General features: G+C 25.0%; 17 protein-coding genes, 2 riboswitches and 1 other annotated feature. Of the genes, 9 read left to right on the top strand and 8 right to left on the bottom strand.

Annotation, left to right across the window (positions count from 1 at the left end):
- Window positions 1-24 precede the first annotated feature (24 nt).
- Complete coding sequence (locus IC174_RS08050) at window positions 25-726, top strand: AzlC family ABC transporter permease (protein WP_227482620.1); 702 nt, start codon at window positions 25-27, stop codon at window positions 724-726.
- Entirely contained in the window at window positions 719-1045 is a 327-nt protein-coding gene (locus IC174_RS08055) for an AzlD domain-containing protein (RefSeq protein WP_227435111.1), read from the top strand. The genes IC174_RS08050 and IC174_RS08055 overlap by 8 nt, the downstream gene beginning before the upstream one ends.
- 307 nt (window positions 1046-1352) lie before the next feature.
- On the opposite strand, the gene IC174_RS08060 is transcribed toward IC174_RS08055, so the two are convergent.
- From IC174_RS08060 to IC174_RS08070, 3 genes are all read right to left on the bottom strand, one after another.
- Entirely contained in the window at window positions 1353-2177 is an 825-nt protein-coding gene (locus IC174_RS08060) for a tetratricopeptide repeat protein (RefSeq protein WP_227435113.1), read from the bottom strand.
- 264 nt (window positions 2178-2441) lie between these two features.
- Complete coding sequence (locus IC174_RS08065; protein WP_227482621.1) at window positions 2442-3209, bottom strand: ABC transporter ATP-binding protein; 768 nt, start codon at window positions 3207-3209, stop codon at window positions 2442-2444.
- A gap of 10 nt (window positions 3210-3219) precedes the next feature.
- Window positions 3220-5553 (bottom strand): FtsX-like permease family protein, encoded by a 2334-nt coding sequence (locus IC174_RS08070; RefSeq protein ID WP_227482622.1) that lies wholly within the window; start codon window positions 5551-5553, stop codon window positions 3220-3222.
- 682 nt (window positions 5554-6235) lie between these two features.
- Window positions 6236-6329: riboswitch (cyclic di-GMP riboswitch) on the top strand.
- A gap of 85 nt (window positions 6330-6414) precedes the next feature.
- Between IC174_RS08070 and IC174_RS08075 the strand changes: the two genes are divergently transcribed.
- A complete protein-coding gene (locus IC174_RS08075; RefSeq protein ID WP_227482623.1) occupies window positions 6415-6897 on the top strand; it encodes an SH3 domain-containing protein in 483 nt (160 codons plus the stop codon).
- A 249-nt stretch (window positions 6898-7146) separates the two neighbouring features.
- Here IC174_RS08075 and IC174_RS08080 read toward each other — a convergent pair whose 3' ends face one another.
- Entirely contained in the window at window positions 7147-7674 is a 528-nt protein-coding gene (locus IC174_RS08080; RefSeq protein WP_227482624.1) for a PadR family transcriptional regulator, read from the bottom strand.
- A 376-nt stretch (window positions 7675-8050) separates the two neighbouring features.
- Here IC174_RS08080 and IC174_RS08085 point away from each other — a divergent pair, with 376 nt between their 5' ends.
- The 4 genes from IC174_RS08085 (at window position 8051) to miaB (ending at window position 12271) form a co-directional block, all read left to right on the top strand.
- On the top strand, window positions 8051-8545 hold the full coding sequence (locus tag IC174_RS08085; protein ID WP_227482625.1) for an AAA family ATPase: 495 nt from the start codon (window positions 8051-8053) through the stop codon (window positions 8543-8545).
- 289 nt (window positions 8546-8834) lie between these two features.
- Window positions 8835-9233 carry a hypothetical protein gene (locus tag IC174_RS08090; protein ID WP_227482626.1) on the top strand — a complete coding sequence of 133 codons (399 nt, stop codon included), beginning with the start codon at window positions 8835-8837 and terminating at the stop codon, window positions 9231-9233.
- 281 nt (window positions 9234-9514) lie between these two features.
- Window positions 9515-9779, top strand: a binding site (T-box leader).
- Window positions 9780-9929: 150 nt separating this feature from the next.
- The gene (locus IC174_RS08095; protein ID WP_227435120.1) at window positions 9930-10481 is read left to right on the top strand and encodes a tryptophan transporter; all 552 of its coding nucleotides are present in this window, start codon (window positions 9930-9932) and stop codon (window positions 10479-10481) included.
- A gap of 353 nt (window positions 10482-10834) precedes the next feature.
- On the top strand, window positions 10835-12271 hold the full coding sequence (gene miaB / locus IC174_RS08100) for a tRNA (N6-isopentenyl adenosine(37)-C2)-methylthiotransferase MiaB (protein WP_227482627.1): 1437 nt from the start codon (window positions 10835-10837) through the stop codon (window positions 12269-12271).
- Between the two features lie 292 nt (window positions 12272-12563).
- Here miaB and IC174_RS08105 read toward each other — a convergent pair whose 3' ends face one another.
- The 3 genes from IC174_RS08105 to IC174_RS08115 form a co-directional block, all read right to left on the bottom strand.
- Window positions 12564-12902, bottom strand: coding sequence for a DUF3784 domain-containing protein (locus tag IC174_RS08105; RefSeq protein ID WP_227435122.1), 339 nt, complete (start codon window positions 12900-12902; stop codon window positions 12564-12566).
- Window positions 12903-13222: 320 nt separating this feature from the next.
- A complete protein-coding gene (locus IC174_RS08110; protein WP_227435123.1) occupies window positions 13223-13834 on the bottom strand; it encodes an NUDIX hydrolase in 612 nt (203 codons plus the stop codon).
- Between the two features lie 421 nt (window positions 13835-14255).
- The gene (locus tag IC174_RS08115; RefSeq protein WP_227482628.1) at window positions 14256-14954 is read right to left on the bottom strand and encodes an amino acid racemase; all 699 of its coding nucleotides are present in this window, start codon (window positions 14952-14954) and stop codon (window positions 14256-14258) included.
- A 580-nt stretch (window positions 14955-15534) separates the two neighbouring features.
- Here IC174_RS08115 and IC174_RS08120 point away from each other — a divergent pair.
- Both IC174_RS08120 and IC174_RS08125 read left to right on the top strand, forming a co-directional pair.
- Window positions 15535-16542 (top strand): M56 family metallopeptidase, encoded by a 1008-nt coding sequence (locus tag IC174_RS08120; protein ID WP_227482629.1) that lies wholly within the window; start codon window positions 15535-15537, stop codon window positions 16540-16542.
- Window positions 16543-16682: 140 nt separating this feature from the next.
- Window positions 16683-18089, top strand: a complete 1407-nt coding sequence (locus IC174_RS08125; protein ID WP_227482630.1) for a metallophosphoesterase — start codon at window positions 16683-16685, stop codon at window positions 18087-18089.
- 413 nt (window positions 18090-18502) lie between these two features.
- On the opposite strand, the gene IC174_RS08130 is transcribed toward IC174_RS08125, so the two are convergent.
- Window positions 18503-18679 carry a hypothetical protein gene (locus IC174_RS08130; RefSeq protein WP_227435127.1) on the bottom strand — a complete coding sequence of 59 codons (177 nt, stop codon included), beginning with the start codon at window positions 18677-18679 and terminating at the stop codon, window positions 18503-18505.
- A 53-nt stretch (window positions 18680-18732) separates the two neighbouring features.
- Window positions 18733-18822: riboswitch (cyclic di-GMP riboswitch) on the bottom strand.
- Between the last annotated feature and the right edge of the window lie 32 nt (window positions 18823-18854).

Genomic DNA, 18854 nt, shown 5'->3' on the forward strand with positions numbered 1-18854 from the left:
AAAGGTTAAAAGGAGTGATTTATCATGGAAAGAACTCAGCAACTAAGAGAAAGTTTTATTGCTTCTATACCCATATTTTTGGGCTATATACCAATAGGAATAGTAGGAGGAATACTATTGCAGAAATCTGGTCTTTCACCTTTCCAAATAGCATTAATGGTAACTTTGGTATTTGGAGGAAGTTCTCAATTTATTGCAGCTTCAATGATTTCAGCTGGTGCAAGTGTAACGTCTATTGTATTAACCACATTTATTGTTAATTTGAGACATTTTTTAATGAGTTCCAATTTAAATATGTATATAAAAAATAAAAGTCCAAAGTTTATATTGCCATTTTGCCATACCATAACTGATGAAACTTTTGCAGTTAATTATGAAAAATTTACTACTGGAAATTGGACTGATAAAAATGCAATCTATCTCAATTTTTTTTGCCTAGTTTCATCAGTCTTAGCTAACTTTATTGGCTCATTTTTAGGAGAAACAATATCTATAGATAGTTCTATTTCTGGATTTATACTGACCTCTATGTTTATAGCATTAATAGTTTCTCAAATAAAAAACAAGATTTATGTTTTAGTATTTATATCGTCAATTATTATTTCAATTATTTTATATGTATTGTTTAAGAGTAATTTAGTAATTATAGTTGCATCAATTTTAGCCTCTTTAATTGGGTTCTTTGCAGAAGAGGTACATTCTAAAAAGGAGGAATCTTATGAATAATAGTAATTATATATTTTTTATTATAATAGGAATGTACATTGTTACATACCTTCCAAGAGTTCTTCCAATGTTAATTTTTTCGAAAAAGGATATGCCTGAGTCTTTGAAAAAAATAATGAAATTTATACCTGTAGCAATACTTACTTCTTTAACAGCGAAAGATGTATTTTTTAATGGAGATAATTTATATTTGTCTGTAGTAAATCCTAAAATTATATCTTTTCTAATTGTGCTTCTTGTTGCATATAAATTTAAATCTATTGGAATTTCTATTGTTACAGGTGTGATATCTATATATTTATTTGGATTTATTATGTAATATTTAACTACTGTCATATACAAATTTTAAAATTATAAATATTTATAAATACATATTGCTTTAGATTTTATTATCTAACATAATTATATATTTTTAGTATTATCTTGTTATGTATTTTAAATTTAATTGATTAATGTTTTACGTACAAATATAAAGAACTTATTGCTCATATATTAACTTTCATATAGTAATAAGTTCTTTTTTATAATTTAAGTTTGTAATTGACTTATAAATATTTTGATTCAATAGGGAATATTATTAAATACATAATAAATAAAAATGAATTTATTTTGTATAAATTAAATACTTACTCTAAATCATTTTTTATTGTATCTAAGTTATATTTTGCATCAGCATTATTTTGATTAATATCTAATGACTTATTTAAAAATTTTTTTGCCTCATCATATTTTTTATTACACATTAATATAACTCCCTTTAAATTGTATGCATCACTTGCTTTCTTTTTGTAGTCAGAACTTTTTTTATCTAAATATTTTAAGCAGTTATTAATTGGGAGTAGAGCATTATCATAGTCATCTAAATACATATAGTTAGATGCCTCTATATAGTAAAGATCTGAATTGCTAGAATCAGCATCAGTTGCTTTTTTTAGCAATATAGCAATTTCCTTAAAAGATTCTTCTGAAAAATTTTCTAGTTTTAGATATACAAAATCAAGGTATCTAGAACTAAGGTTACTTTTAAAATTTTCATGCCATAATAACTTATATCGATTGTTTTCAACTACAAAATATCTATCAACTTTTAAAGCTTTCCTTTTTCTAGAAAACATATCTTTTATATCATAAGTTTCTTCTAGTTTAATAAGATTCTTATATTCTTTTCTATCATATTTCTTCTTTTCTATATTTTCTTCTTTTCCTAATTTATAGCCGATTACTTTTTTAGTTTCTATTAATACATCCTGATACTCTTTAAACCTTTCAAGGCTAACTTTTTTCTTGGTGTCTTTGCTTAGTAAATCATATGCTGTTTCATAATCTCCAGAATTTACTCTATCACTGTACTTTTTTGCTACTTCACTAGCACTTTCTCTTGGAGAACATCCTGTTAGTAATATTGCAATTAATACTATTAATATTAATGGTACTCTTTTAATAATGTTCATAATATAATCCTCTATAATTAAATATTTATTAATTTTATTTTATCATCAAACATTAGATAAGTCATCAGCTTTAATATATATGTGAAGTAGATAGTTTAATAAAATGTTGTATATCTTAATTTAGATATATGAAAAATTTCTTATAAATAATTAATGCTTTAAGAAGTTGTACTTATATTACTTTATAGATTTCCTCATTTCTTTACTTGTAACTATTTTGATTTTATAGTACTAGTAATATCTGTTTTATTTATACTAATATTTCTAGAAACCTAATTCTAATAACCAGTTTGTAAGTTTATTTTCTCTTTCCTTTAAATTGTTATTATATTCATTAAACTTTCCTAATATAATTTCTCCAATGATTACACCATCAGACATAAATACTACTCGTTCTGTTTTTGCTGCAACTTTGGCATCATGAGTTACAAGCATAATGGTTGTACCAGAGTTGTTGATATCTAAAAGAATGTCCATCACTTCATTTGTTACTTTAGAATTAAGTGCACCTGTTGGTTCATCTCCAAATAAGATTTCTGGAGTATTAATTAATGCACGACATATAGCTGCTCTTTGAAGTTGACCACCAGAAACCTGAGTAATATCTTTATCTTTGATTTCTGAAATATTTGTTTTCTCCATAAGTGTTTTTGCTCGTTCATTAATTATTTGGCGGCTTTCTTCCTTTCTCAAATAGGCGGAAAGGACTATATTATCAAAAATATTTAAATTTTTTAGTAAATTGCTTTGTTGAAAGATAAATCCCATTTTTTCTAATCGTATCTTCGATAATTCTTCCTCAGACATACTAGAAATCATTTCTCCGCAGAATGTAATATTTCCAGATGTGAGTTTATCCATACCACTTAAGTTATAAAGTAGAGTTGTTTTTCCTGAGCCAGAAGCTCCCATAACAGATACAAACTCTCCATGTTGAATGGTTAAATCAATTCCTTTTAAAACTTGATGTATATTCTCTTTGCTGATGACATATTCTTTACTAATTTTTCTAGCTTCTATAATATTATTCATAATATACCTCTTATTCTATGATAGACATAATTTTTATTTTTTTGATTGTCATACTAATTGCTGTAATAGTAACAGATACAGTTATAATTAAAGTTATTGGACAAACTATATATACAATTAGTGGATTTGTTATAAATTGTAAATTGGATATACCAGAAAGAAGTAGCCCTGCTATTTTCTGACCAATTGTATTTGATGCAATAATTCCTAAAATAATTCCAATTGTAAGCACTAATAATGCTCTTGCAGTATATTGAGTTCGTATATTTTTAGTAGAAAATCCTAAACTAAGCATAATTGCAATTTGTGATGTATCTTTAGCAATCAGCATTTTGAAAAACATTGCTGTAATAAATCCAGAAATCGAAACAGATAGAATAATAGCTAACTTTATAACAAGTCTTAGTTGGTTAATAACAGAGCCTAATGTCTGACTTACATAATCATCCATATTTGTAACTTTTGCAGGATAACAATCCATTCTATACTGATCTAATTTATCTGTTAAATTAACTCCAGGTTTCATATTTAAATTTATGATATACCATAAAATTGTATCTTTTTTGTAAGGTAGCATCGCTTTTGCAGTCTTACCACCATATGTAACATCTTGATAAATGCCACTAACAGTGAGAATTAGTTCATTATCTTCTTCTGAAAAAATGGATAAATTATCTCCAACACTTTTCCCTAGTTCATCAGCATTTATAACAGATAGAGCAATCTCATTTTCATTTGTTGGTGCAGAACCATTTACATATTCAAGTGGAAAAGTTGAAAAATCTCCATTTTCTATTTTCATGTTTTCTATCGCTCCATCCTGGTTCACTACCTTATAAGAACTCGTTATAAAGGAAGCATATTTTTCAACATCATCATCACTTTCAATCACCTTCAATATAGAATTAAGATGGTTTTGAGTTTCATTTGTCTGTTGCAAATCAATGCGAATATCGCTTTGACCAGCTCCCATATAAGTAATAAATTCTGGAGACTGAATAGTATTTAGAAAATTAAGTGGTATAATCATGAGGAAGGTGCAGACAGCATAAACAAAGCAGAGTAAGCTATAAATGGTAAATCTTCCAGTTACTTCATTTAATCCTAAAAAGAGATTAACATTTGTTATTTTGCTTTTGTACAGTTTTATATTATATCTGTTTTGTTTAGTGGTCATTGAAGTACCTGTTTTTAATGCTTTTACTGCTGATATTTTATTAAATCTTTTGAGTATTAGATTACAAAAGAATATAACTGCTATAAATACAATAACTGCACCAATTAATGGGATAAAGACACTAAAAGTATTTTTTTCTACTGTACCCATATAAAGATTGATATTCTCTGTAAAAAAAGTTCCAATAAATAATGAGGTTATATAACCAAAAAAACTTGCTAAAGATGCAATCAATAGATATTTTGCAAGATACAACTTTCGGATATTAACACTTTGGATACCAATTGCTTTCATAACACCAATTTCACGATAATCTTCTTCAATAGTTGTAATTAGTGTAAATCGTAAGCATAAAGTAGAAATTATAATAAGTAGAATACTAATTAATATAATAATTGCAACTAAAATTCCATCAGATAATGCATTTAGTACTTGATAAAGAGAATAAGTTATTGATGTTCCTGTTTGTGGAAGATTAGTTGATTGATATAACGTTTCAAATTCACTAATTTTATTTATATCATTTAATAGAAATTCAATAAGGTACTCACTTTCACCTAAGTTAGCATGTAAAGTATTCCAATCATCATTACTGATTAAGAAACGCTTTGAAGTAACAAGGGAAGGGTTCATTTGTACATCACGCACAAAGTCTTTTATTGTAAATTCCATGAAGAAATCACCATTGGCTATTTGTATCTTATCTCCAATATTTAAATTATTTTGTTTCATGTAATAGACAGGAACCCCTATTTCTCCATTTTCTACTTTTAATATAGCATTATTCATGTCTAACAAAAAATCGAACTTACTATTTTGCCTCACAAAACTATTTTCTAAAACACTGTCAGATTGGCTTTTTTTCTCATTTCCTAGAAAAATATTTCTTCCATTGATATTTAGAAGTTCAACCGTTTGTTGTTCTTTTACAGACGGAGTTGAAGATGTAAATTCATTGATTAATTTTTGGTTTAATTCTCCAGAATACATTTGAACATAGTGAGGTGCATGAGATTGTCTAAACAAGGAAGACATAGAACTAGTAAGTTCTATAATGATATTTGTAGCACTAGATACCAACATAGCTGTCAGGAAAATAAATATGAATAATGTGGCTGTTACTACTTTATTTCTTGCTAAATCTTTTTGTAATATTCTTTTTAACATATTTCATCCTCGTTTCTTAAAAATTTTAAAAAATTAAAAATAGCATAAGTATAGCAATGTAAATAACTAAAGTAAGTGAACTGAGTTGAATATAAAAAAACTCAAGAAAGTGTATCATAAGTGATTTTTTTATTAATGTTATATATTGATAAGAGATAACAATAGTTACCACTATTTTCATTAAAATTTTTATTAGTTAGTATTTATGTACTTTCATAATCATACAAATATATGTAGATTTTATACTTATATCTATTCTGTAGACTGACCGTCGGTTTATATTAATGATACAGTGATATACCTTTTTTGTCAAGTAAGCTTTAAAAAATTATGATACCTAAATAGTGTTCAATAATCAAAAAAGAGATATAAGGTATAAGAACCTGTATGAATACACACAAACTTTTTTGTTAATATATATTTATAAAAGTTCCTGTATTAAAGATATAAGAAATTATGAATTTGTCTTTATATCTTCATATTCTTAATATAGAAAAAAGTTTGTTATAAAAAATTATATGTTAGGTAAATTACTATTTTATAGATGATTCATAGAGAATAATACTTTATTTAGTAATATAAAGATATTTTTTATTTATTATTAATTAAAAATTGAATTTATATTTAATTAATATAAAATTTGAGGGAATATTATTTTGTAAATATTTAATTTGTGTTATTATTCAGATATAGGCAATATTAGATAAATCTAATGACGCAAAGCTATAGGGACTAAAATCTTTATATAATAAAGGTCATGTCAGCCAGTTGCCAAAAAGATAATAATTCTTTTTGTTAAATTTAATTTTTAAGAGTTAGGTATTTTTAATAACTTAAAATTTGGCAAGAGGAGGATTTTAAATGATATCTGAATTAATGTTAAAAAACTTTGATGAATCTAACATCAATTTTAAGACTAAGATTAAATTGAATTTAAGAGAGAAACCAGATATAAACAGTATGAAATTAAAAAGCATACCAGAAGGAAAAATGGTTAAGTTAAATTGTGTAGATGGAAAATGGGCAGAAGTTGAAAGTAATTATGACAAAGGTTGGTTACTATATAAATATTTAGAGAAATTGAGCAATGCTAAAAGTAATAATATTCTAGAAAACAGAAAAAGAAATTACATAGGAAATATAAAAACTAATGGTTTAAATCTAGAATTAAGAAATGACAGAACAACAGATTCAAAAATAATAACTACAATTCCTGATGGTTTTAAAGTTGAAGTCTGTTATAGTGTTGGAAAATGGACAAGAATCAATATTCACAAAAATGGGAAAAGATATTCTGGATATGTATATAGTCAGTATGTAGAAGAATATTCGACTTTGACATAATCATATATAATAAACTTTATAAAAAAGAATCCTAATAAATGCAAGATGTCATTCATAAGGGTATATGAAAATATATTGAGAAAAAAGTTTTATACAATAGTTAAAGGTAATAACTAAAAATGAATATAATATAGATAGGCACTTCATATGAGGTGCCCTTTCTATATCTATGAAAGAAGAGTAAATAAAATAAATACAAAACAGTAAACTATGAATTATATGTGGAAAGCCATTATCTACAGTTTTTGCTTAACCCTTACAAACAGTTAATAATTTTTTTGTTCCAGAAATTTCTGCTAATACTATATCTATCATACGTTTTACATTAGCAACATGAAATTCACTAACTTCTTTTTCCCAATCATCATCTTTTTGATTAATCCCTGTTAGATATTGATTTAAAACTTCTAATCGTTTTTCTAAAAGCTTCTTTCTTTCTTCTTTTCCTAGGCATTCAATAAAGAATGCTGTAATAGAAAAAATATTAGTGTCATAATCGAATTTTAAAATAGAACTTCTCAAAGTATCGTGAAATTCTATACTTCCTTTTTCTGTGATTGTGTAAACCGTTTTGTCTGGCATATTACCATCCTTTTTAACAGTACCTAAAATCAATCCTCTTTTTTCTAAAGTCTTAATTGTAGTATATACGGTTGAGTCTGCGATATTAAACCAGTACTTTACATTCATGTATTCTAGCACTTTTATAATTTCATAGGCATTAAGAGGCTTTTCATTTATTAGACCTAAAAGCATTGTTGCTGGTTTTGATAACATTATAATTCACTCTCCTTTGTAATATTTATTATTACATAATTATATATATATTAGTTTTATATTAAACTACTACTATTATCTAGCAGTATTATTGTATCATGGAATTTTAATGAAAGAAAGTATGAATATAGATTATGTTACAAATTAATAAATGTATAAAGTTTAAATTAATTATTTCAAAAATTTAAGTAATAAAAACTGATTTATAAGTTTAATTTTCTACTTAATCCATTTAGGAAGGAATATAAGAGACCTAAAGATAACAAAGCAATTGTATATGGTATGAATAATATGATAGATGTTAAAGTATGATTTTTATATGTTGATGTGATAAAATATGACTAACAAATAAATTGAACTTTGAAAGGAAAAATGAATGAAAAATATTTATATTATTGGTGGGACAATGGGAGTAGGCAAAACAACAGTATGCCAATCTCTAAAATTAATCTTGAAAAATAGTGTTTTTCTTGATGGTGATTGGTGTTGGGATATGCATCCATTTCAAATTACTGTTGAAACGAAAAAAATGGTTCTTTCAAATATTTGTTCATTGTTGAATAACTTTATAAAGTGTAGTACTTTTGAAAATATTATTTTTTGTTGGGTAATGCATGAACAAAGTATTATTGATACTATTATATCTTGCCTAGATATATCTGATTGTAGAGTAATAAATATTTCCTTAATTTGTGATGAAACTGTATTGAGAAAAAGGTTGAAGACCGATGTAGAGGAAGGTTTGCGTTTTACTGATGTAATAGAAAGAAGTGTTAACTATTTACCCATGTATGAAATATTAGCAACAACGAAAATTAATGTTTCTAATAAATCTGTCAAAGAGATTGTTGAAGAGATATCTAAATTGTAAAATTTTAGTTTTTAATTTAAAGTTAATGACATTATAGTATTGTTGAACATTCCACTGTTGATTGATAAATATAAAAAAGGAATGCATTGCTTAATTCTATTTGTGTAATTCCTATTGTTCCAGTTAGATTAAGAATAAGGACGAAAAAATATAGTCAAATTTTAATATTCTTCTGATATTATAAAAAATATCTAATATAAAAAAATTAGAAATTTGAAAAAATTTGTAGTTTTTGAGTGAGTATATATTATAATAAAATAGATATAAATTTTTTATGAGGGGAAAGTAAATGAAAAAAAAGAAAAAATTGATTAGGATAATTATATGTTTTTTGCTAGTAATCAGTATTGTAAATCCGCTACAAGTAGAAGCTGAAATTATTAACGATTTTAGTACATCTGTTTACTCAACACAAACGAACTATACATCTACTAATGCTAAGTTTAAGACTATTAAATCTAGAAAAAGACATAGAGGTAGTAGGTCAAATAAAAGTAAAATAAAACTAAAAAAACGAAGTACAAGTAATAAAAGGTATAGAAATGGAATTATAAATAGACATAGTAACAGAAGTATAAAAAAACACAGTATAATATCAAAGTTGATATTGTTAGTAATAGTGATATTTATCATTATAGCTATAGTAATAGTAATATTAATTAAAAGAAATAAGAAAAGATTTTATTAGAATATAAAAATAGAATTATTAAAGCCTTATTAAGACTAATTCAAAAATTACATAAAATAGCTAGATAAATAATAAGAAAATAAATTAAATTATTGAAAATAAAATTTAAAAAGTTTGAATTAGGTATAAAATTTTAAGAAAGAAATTAGTATTGATTTTTATTAGTATTATTTTAAAAAAATAGTTTTAAAAGAAGTATATTTAAAAAGCTATAAAAATATATTGACATTTTTTAGAAAAAGTAATATGATTATTTCAATGGCAAAACAATATATAATAAATTAAATCCTATGACAAGGAAGAGTAGTTAAATTTAGGTTCAATATAGAGAGCCAAGGATGGTGGAATCTTGGTAAGAAAAAATTTGATGAATGGGCCTTAGAGGAGTAAATCGAAATCATATTTTTGAGAGTAGACTTTATCGTTAGTCGTACGTTATAGCGAATAGGGTATGTAAGTACCTGATAATGAGATATATAAAAATTGAGTTTTATATTAAGTTTTTATATAATTTAGGTGGCAACGCGGATAATCTCCGTCCTATTAATTTAGGACGGAGTTTTTTATTTTACGAAAAATTCGATATGTAGAAGGTGGTGAAATAGATGTTATGAATTTCTAAAGCTAAAGATGATGATTTAGAAAACTGGCAAAAAAATAAATTGAAAATTAAAAAAATTAGGAGGAAATACAAAAATGAAAACAAATACAAAAAAACTAACTTTAAATGCAATACTTTTAGCAATGGGATTATTAATACATCAAATTACACCTGCTATAGGATTACCAATGAAACCAGATGTACCACTAGCAATGCTGTTTGTGATATTAGTTTTAAATAGAGATGACTATAAAACTTGCTTAATAGCAGGAATAGTGACAGGTATATTTACAGCACTTACATCAAGCTTCCCAGGAGGTCAAGTTCCTAATATAATAGATAAAACTCTTACAGCCAATATAGTATTTTTATTAATATATGTTAGCTATAAAATGCCTTTTATAAAAAACTTATCTAAAAAAACACAGGATACTATAGTAGTTGCAATTATAATGCCAATAGGAACACTTGTAAGTGGAACAATATTTTTGTTAGCTGCTCAAGCTATAGTTGGTCTTCCAGGAGCTTCTTTTACAGCATTATTCTTAACAGTAGTATTACCAGCTGTTTTAATAAATTTAGTTGCAGGAATATTTTTATTCAAAATTGTTAATTTATCAATAAGAAGGGTTAGTTACCAAAGTTAAAATTTGATTAGATATATGGCTTATAATATTTAATTTGAGATATACTTGATATAATAAAAAGTTTATTTTATAAAGATATTATGATTATTTTATTTTCTTAAATAAGATTAATTTAATGTACTTGTATAGTATAAACTTAGTAAATTATTAGATATCAATAGAAATATATTTTGTAGAATTGTAAATGGATTGATTTAAAATCTATTTTTATATAAAAGTATAATATAATAAAGGACAGCGATTTGGCTGTCTTTTATTATAGTTAAAACTTTAATAATACCTTTAAAAGATTTTTCTTATTTGATATAATTAAGGTTATGTGTAATATAAGAAATTAACTAGGAGGAATAGAAGTGAGCAAAAGAAAACAAGTAACAATACCTATAGAGAAAATACAAGAACAAGATAAATATATAGAACAAATACACAGACAAAATGAAGAGTACTTCAACAGAACTGGAAAGAGAAAACTCGTGTTTACTCAAACCTTTGGATGCCAAATGAATGAACATGATTCAGAAAAACTTTGTTCAATGTTAGAAGAAATGGGATACCAAATGTCAATGATAGTTGAAGAAAGTGACCTAATAATATATAATACATGTGCAGTAAGAGAAAATGCAGAACTAAAGGTGTATGGAAATTTAGGTCAGTTAAAGCATCTAAAAGGAAAAAATCCAAACATGAAAATAGCTGTGTGTGGATGTATGATGCAACAACCACATGTTGTAGAAGAACTAAGAAAAAAATACAAACATGTAGACCTTGTATTTGGAACACATAATCTATATAAATTTCCACAATTACTTACAGAATCAATAAATTCTGATAAAATGTTAGTAGATGTATGGGATGTAGATGGAGAAGTAATAGAAGGCCTTAGAAGTAATAGAAAATTTGAATTAAAAGCATTTGTAAATATAATGTATGGATGCAATAATTTCTGTACATATTGTATAGTTCCATATACAAGAGGAAGAGAAAGAAGTAGAACACCTGAAGATATAATTAATGAGATAAAAGAGCTTGTTTCAAATGGAACAAAAGAAATAACTTTGCTTGGACAAAATGTAGATTCGTATGGCAAAACACTTGAAAATCCAGTTGCATTCTCAGAACTTTTAAGAAAAGTTAATGATATAGAAGGAATTGAAAGAGTTAGATTTATGACATCTCATCCTAAAGATATATCTGATGAGGTGATATATGCAATTAGAGATTGTGATAAGGTGTGTGAATTTTTACATTTACCAATACAATGTGGAAGTAGTAGTCTTCTGAAAAAAATGAATAGACATTATACAAAGGAATATTATCTAGACATAATAGAGAAAGCTAAAAAAGAAGTGCCAGATATTGCTTTTTCAACGGACTTAATGATAGGTTTTCCAGGAGAAACAGAAGAAGATTTAGAAGATACTCTAGATGTGGTTGAAAAAGTTAGATATGATTCAGCATTTACATTTATTTATTCTAAAAGACAGGGAACTCCTGCTGCTAAAATGGAAAATCAAATACCAGAAGAAATAAAACATGAAAGATTTAATAGAGTATTAGAAGCAGTAAATAGAATCTCAGCAGAGATAAATAATGAATATAAAAATAGAGTAGTTGAAGTTTTGGTCGAAGGAAGAAGCAAAAATAATAAAAATAAACTTGCTGGTAGAACTAGACAAAATAAACTTGTAAATTTTGAAGGTGGAAGTGATGATTTAATTGGAAAATTAGTTATGGTTAAAATTACTGAACCTAGAACATTTTCATTGAATGGGGTACTAATAAATGATTAACACTGTATAAAATAATAAAATTATGTAAACTGATTGAAATAGATGTACTATAAAACAAAATATATTAAATTTTTTAATTTTAAGAACATATCATATATATTATGATAATTTCAGTTTCTATTATAAATAAAAATAAATTTGATATAGGATGTAGATTAATTGTACATCTATTTTTTATTCTATTTTATCAAAGCTTACTTAACTATATTTAGTATTTATTGTATACTAAAATATCTAATAGACATAAAAAAGCAGTCAATCTTTCATAATTAACTGCTTAACTTACTAATTTTTATTTTTTACATTTCTTGTTAGAGTAATAGATATTGAAAAACACGCTAGCAAGTATAACTATTATAAATATTACAGCAAACGGAAGCATTTTTTTTTCATCCATTTGTCCACTCTCTATTCTATATCCCAAAAATGACATGATAAATAACATTATAGATACGATAAAAGTAACAATGCTAGAACTTCTACATAGTTTTTTTACATCATATCGAGCTTTTTCTTTATCACTCATAGTATTATAACCTGCTAATAGCATACTTGCTTTTCCATTAAATAACAATATACTTAAAATGAAAGAGGCAATTGCAATTATAACTGTGAATCCTACTGCAAACATTATAAGCACCTCCAGATACTCTGATTTATCAGTTTACTTAATTATTAATATTTTACCATAAACATACATTAAAATCATTTATTTCATAGATTAATCTTATTAGATATATTATCATATTATAATTTATTTATAATGTGGTGTTAATACATAGTGCTTAGCTTGAAATTGTATTAAAAATTGTGTAACAATAATTGAACAATAATCAAGCATAAAAAATATTATAAAACATAATTTACTATCTTTTTTAGAATTATAACATTTTAAAGTTAGAAAATTTTAAAAACTTCTTATATAAAAATTTGAATATTTGATTACAAGTATTATTCTGATAAGAAGTTTAAAAAATTTTCTAATATTTTTGCTGTTATTCCCCAAATTACATAATCTTTATATTTATAAAATAGAACAGGGTAACTTCCACTTTCAAATTTATAATCTTTTTGATTTGGAATTGAACCATATGGAAGATTTTCATCAGGAAAAACTTTGACTGTATTATTATAGGTATTTGGAGGATTTTCTAAAAGATATTTTATAGGTACCAAAAAAGTATGGTCAACTTCATCTTTATTTATATTTAAATTATTGATGTTTTTTATATATCCTAAGTAGGGATGTATTATAAATTTTACAGGAGTTATAAGTAAGTCAAGACTTGCTATAACTTCTATATTGTCATTAAAAGTTCCAAGTTCCTCACATGTTTCTCTAATAACGGCTTCATAAGGAGTTTCGTTAGACTCTATTTTTCCACCTGGAAAAGAAATTTCATTGGGTTGATGCTTTAAATTTTTTGAGCGAACTTCAAATAATATATGATGTATGTTATTTATTTCTACTATTGGAATTAATACAGATGCTCTTTTCATATTTTCATAACCGTTTATATATGGTTTGTAATCTTTAAATTTATTTTTAATATTGTTTATCATTTTTTCCTCCTAAAATAATATTATTAAAAAAATGTAGAATTAAATTTTGACAATAACAATATATACGTAATTATATTTATCTAATTCAAGATATAGTAATATCTATATTATTATATAATAAATCAATAAATATATATTAACAAGTATTAACAAATACTAAAGTATTTAAGTTTAGTAATGTTTAAACTAAAGTATTATAAAATAATTTTGTGACCTTTAATTGAAAAATATATTTCTATTTTAACTGACATTCATTTTTTTATTTTTACAATCTCATTAAGGTGAATTTTATTTTAGAATCATCATCAAAAATAAAAAAGTGAGTATTTATAAAAAAGTAAAGTGGTAAGATAATCTTACTGCTTTACTTTTTTATGAATAATTTATCTAAAATATTTATAAATTAAAAATAGAGTAAATTCTATTTTTCTAACTCTAAATATTTCTTAATAACTGACTCTGCTAAACATTTTGACGAATCAATAATGTTAATTGATGGTTGTATATTTTCCAAGACAACATTTAAATCAGTGCAAGCAATCACTATATTTTCAATAGATTCAAATTTTATACTTTCTAGAAGTTCATTCCAAATATTGATATTTTGTGGATTATTCTTATCTGTTTTTATGTTTTGTATAAGAGCATTTATCTTTTTTTGCCATTCTTCTTTAAATATAAATTCATGACCAGCTTTTGTTATACCTTTTTGATAAATTGTAGATTTAAATGTTGAACTTGTTGAAAGTAGAGTTACTTTTTGTGGCGTAGCAGGTAAATATTTAATAGTTTCTTCTACAATATTTAATAATGGAATACCTATTGATTCTTTCAATTCTTCAAAATATATATGAGCTGAATTGCACGGCATCGCAATAAAGTTTGTTCCAATTGATTCAAGTTTTTTTAGACCCTTAATGATAGTTTTTTTCATAAGTTCATGATTTATTGCGCGGTCAATATAAAATGGAGTAGGTAAGGAATATATCATAATTTCAGGAAACTCTTCATCGTATCTCGCTCCATACTGAGACTGACATTCATCAATAATTAAATCAACAAATGGCGCTGTTGACCTTGGGCCCATCCCAGCCAAAATTCCAATTAATTTTTTATTCATTTAAATAATCTCCTTAGATTCTGTATAGTTTATTTTGTATAGGCTTTATCCGCCAAAAATGAAGAAATCATATGTTTCTTTAATTCTAATATTTGGGTGTCTTTCTGTCAAATGTAGAATAAATCTTTGTAACAATCCTTATAGTCTTTTATACTATTTTTGTATCATTTAACAATTGTAGCGTAATTATGAAAAATATTTGAGTATTCTTTATTTATATAATAGCTCTTGTGGTATTATGTCATGCTCTATGTTACAATCAAAATTATACAAAAGAAGTATTTAAATTTTTATAAAAAAAGATTCGGATGGAATAAAATTAAAACCAACTATGCTTATTGATAATAGAAGATGACTCGATTATGTCTTAAAAGAGATAAAAGAAAAGCTATACCTAAAAGTCATTATCCTATTTAATTAAATTTAAGTATGTCAACTGTCAAAAGATATTGGAATTTTTAACTGGTGTCATGAAGGAATTCTTTGTATTAAGAAAGACATAGTCCTGTTGCTATTTTTATATTGGTGCTTGTTTTTTAAATATTCCACAATTCACTCTAGAATAAGGGGGTGAAAATTTATGATTTCAATTTTAAACGATTTTTTTAGAACCGTTTTAGTAAGTAGTTTATTTATAGTTCTCTTATTAGTTTTTAGAATGACTATTTTTAAAACTTTCAGTAGAAAATTTAACTATTATATATGGTTTATTGTTATTATAAAACTATTATTACCATTTACATATTATACTTTTGCATTTAATGAATTGAAATATCAACACAATATTAATAAGGTAAATTTAGAAGGTTCTAACAATATTTCTACTTTGTGTACTATTATTTTAGTGTCTGTTTGGATTACTGTTACGATATTTTATTTGATTTCTACTTTATGGAAATATATTAAGCTTAAAAATCTGATAGAGGATTTGTCCTATGATGTTGATGATGAAGACATAAACAATCTTTATGATAGTTTATTAAAAGAGCTTAATATAAATAAAAATGTAAAGATTAAATATTCTCATGAAGTTGAAACTCCGTCATTTTTTAATTTCTGTGTTCTTTTACCACCATATGATTATAAATTAAAAGAACTTGAATGGATATTTAGACATGAACTTATGCATTTTAAGAGTAAAGACATTTATATTAAATATTTAGTATTATTCTTAAAAATAGTATATTGGTTTAATCCTTTTATGTACATTATGGATAAAGTTATAGATTTAGATTGTGAACTTTATTGTGATGAAAGAGTTTTAAAAAATCGTAGTATAGAAGATAAAAAAGAGTATGCTTTGACTATTATAGGTGCAATGAAAAAAGATTTAAATTCTTCAAATAAATTTGTAGCTGGACTGCATAAGAAATCAAATATAAAAAAAAGAGTATCTAATATGTTTAATGAAAAAAATAAAACAGGAAATTTAATGGCATTAATTTTATGTTTATTATCATTGATTACATATTTTAAAATAGATATAATTGATTCTAAATCATTAATTTATTCATTACCAAAACAATTAACTATTGAAAATAAGAATTCTAATTTTAAATACTTAGGACAGGTTAATACAGATGAGTAATGTAAATTTTAAATAATACATTTAGAGATTTATTGAGAATAAATTAGCTTATTAATTACGCTAATATATATTTTGGTGTAAATTAGTTTGTTAGTTTAACTGCTATACTTTATGTATATCAAGTTTTATAGGGGGATAAAATGAATTTTAAAAGTAAAGCCAAAGTATTAAGTTTATGTTTAATCTCAATTCTAATGATATTGACAGGTTGCACTAATTCTAAAAATGATAAAATCACTGAAATCAATATATTAGCAACTACAGACTTACATGGAGAAGTTACCTATAATGTAGCTGAAAAAATAAACGAAGAAAGAAAAAAAGACTCTAATATAACATTAGTAGATGCAGGAGATTTTTATGATTCGGATGGTTTAGGAGCAATGGAGCAATATCTTAGTGAGGCTCGAGATGCTTACGAAAAAGATGAAGTAATTAAAAAAGAAGTACCTATAGTTAGACAAATGAGTGAAGTTAAATATGATGCAGTAGTGCTTGGTAATCATGAGTTTGTTTCTAGCTCTAAAAAAAATTTAGATAAAATGATAAATGAATTTAATAGTGAAAATATAGAAGTTTTATCTGCAAATACATATAATAGTAACAGTTCAAGTTATGTTAAACCTTACACAATAAATACAATTGAAACAAAATATGGTGAAGTTAAGCTTGGTATACTTGGTCTTACAATCAAAGAAGTCGGAGAAGGATGGGATTTTGATGAAAACGAAAATAAAATTAAGGCTAAGTCCAGAGATTTAAAAGATATGGCTACATACCAGGATTTATATATGAATGATATGATAGATGATGCTAAAAAATGGGTGAAGGAAATAAAAGAAAAAGAAAATCCAGATATACTATTAGCCGTAGTACATAGTGGAGAAAAACCCAAAAAGCCTAAAAATCCAGGTAATAGAATACAAGAACTAGCTAAAGAAGTTGATGGAATTGATGCGATAGTAGCAGGGCATACTCATAAGGAAATTGAACAACATGATTATACAAATAATAAAGGTGAAAATGTGATAGTTACACAACCAGGCAGTCATAACTCTTGTATATCAAAAATAACATTTGAATTAGAAAAAGGTAATAATACTTGGAAAGTACAAGATAAATATTCAAAGTTAACTAAGATAGAAGAAGATAAAAGCTTAGAAAATTTTGGTGATTTGATAACAAATTTATCTGAGCTAAATGATAAAAAGAGCGAAGTGAATTTGTCATCATTAAGTAAATTCAAATGGGACAGAGCTTATTTATTTAGCAATGATATTAGTGTTGAAAAGATGTACAATATAGTTGGTTATAAATGGAAAAATCTTGCAGATATAGAAAATGATAATAGAATTAAGATGGTATTTATGAATGGTAAAAAGGTTTCCTCATATGCTTGTTTTAAGGGAAAAGACTTTGGGATAGGTTTAAAAGTAGATAAATCTAAATATCAAGATGGTGTACTAGAGATACTACCTAAAAAGAATGACAAATTTGAAGTAAAGAAAAATAGTGAAGGATATGACATTCAATTAGTATATAAATAACAATCAGTAGTTAAATTTAGTTTTATGGACTGTTGTTACATATTTAGAACAAAAGAAAAGCCCTTAGAATCCAAATAAATACGTTCTAAGGGCTTTTTACTAGATATTTTTAAATAAGTTAAATAAATTTTTAGAAACTAGTTCAAGTTTCTCTTTTAAAAACGGCTAAACCTTCAATCAAATGTATATGAACTAATTACCAATCTTTTCTACCTAATGAATTGAAAAGTTTTTCTAGTGGTTCTACTTTATTTTTATTTGCTGATTTTTTATCAATGTCATTTTGAACATATAACTGTATAAAGTTATATTAGAATTTTTTCATTTGCTATCTTTTTTTATCAATTTTATATCAATAATACATTTAAAATGTAGATAAAACTAAAAAGGTTTTTCTAGAAAATAAAATCCATTTAATTATATTTACTTACCAATACCATCACTTGATGTAAACAAGATTCCACAACATTTTCACCATACTCTAGTATAAAATCGTTTAACTGCGTATCTATAAAATTACAGTAGTCATATGAACTACATATATAGGCAGTTAGTATATGTGTACATCTATCTATTTTATTCATAAACATATATTATTTATCCCCCTAAAAAACTTTCATAAAAAACAAAAAGAAAATATCTTTTTGGCAACTGGCTGACATAACTTATTTTATAAGTGTTAGTCCCTATAGCTTTGCGTCACTAAATTTCTCTAGTTTTGCCTATTTAGTTTTATTCTACGATTATAATATTACAGGAAAACGT

The sequence above is a fragment of the Clostridioides sp. ES-S-0001-03 genome, from assembly GCF_020676075.1.
Taxonomy (GTDB): Bacteria; Bacillota; Clostridia; order Peptostreptococcales; family Peptostreptococcaceae; genus Clostridioides.

Coding starts and splice junctions, on each gene's coding strand:
- IC174_RS08120 (WP_227482629.1), top strand. CDS start 15,535: ATGATTTCAATTTTAAACGATTTTTTTAGAACCGTTTTAGTAAGTAGT.
- IC174_RS08070 (WP_227482622.1), bottom strand. CDS start 5,553: ATGTTAAAAAGAATATTACAAAAAGATTTAGCAAGAAATAAAGTAGTA.
- IC174_RS08130 (WP_227435127.1), bottom strand. CDS start 18,679: ATGTTTATGAATAAAATAGATAGATGTACACATATACTAACTGCCTAT.
- IC174_RS08055 (WP_227435111.1), top strand. CDS start 719: ATGAATAATAGTAATTATATATTTTTTATTATAATAGGAATGTACATT.
- IC174_RS08080 (WP_227482624.1), bottom strand. CDS start 7,674: ATGTTATCAAAACCAGCAACAATGCTTTTAGGTCTAATAAATGAAAAG.
- IC174_RS08095 (WP_227435120.1), top strand. CDS start 9,930: ATGAAAACAAATACAAAAAAACTAACTTTAAATGCAATACTTTTAGCA.
- IC174_RS08105 (WP_227435122.1), bottom strand. CDS start 12,902: ATGTTTGCAGTAGGATTCACAGTTATAATTGCAATTGCCTCTTTCATT.
- IC174_RS08125 (WP_227482630.1), top strand. CDS start 16,683: ATGAATTTTAAAAGTAAAGCCAAAGTATTAAGTTTATGTTTAATCTCA.
- IC174_RS08060 (WP_227435113.1), bottom strand. CDS start 2,177: ATGAACATTATTAAAAGAGTACCATTAATATTAATAGTATTAATTGCA.
- IC174_RS08050 (WP_227482620.1), top strand. CDS start 25: ATGGAAAGAACTCAGCAACTAAGAGAAAGTTTTATTGCTTCTATACCC.
- IC174_RS08110 (WP_227435123.1), bottom strand. CDS start 13,834: ATGATAAACAATATTAAAAATAAATTTAAAGATTACAAACCATATATA.
- IC174_RS08090 (WP_227482626.1), top strand. CDS start 8,835: ATGAAAAAAAAGAAAAAATTGATTAGGATAATTATATGTTTTTTGCTA.
- IC174_RS08075 (WP_227482623.1), top strand. CDS start 6,415: ATGATATCTGAATTAATGTTAAAAAACTTTGATGAATCTAACATCAAT.
- IC174_RS08085 (WP_227482625.1), top strand. CDS start 8,051: ATGAAAAATATTTATATTATTGGTGGGACAATGGGAGTAGGCAAAACA.
- IC174_RS08115 (WP_227482628.1), bottom strand. CDS start 14,954: ATGAATAAAAAATTAATTGGAATTTTGGCTGGGATGGGCCCAAGGTCA.
- IC174_RS08065 (WP_227482621.1), bottom strand. CDS start 3,209: ATGAATAATATTATAGAAGCTAGAAAAATTAGTAAAGAATATGTCATC.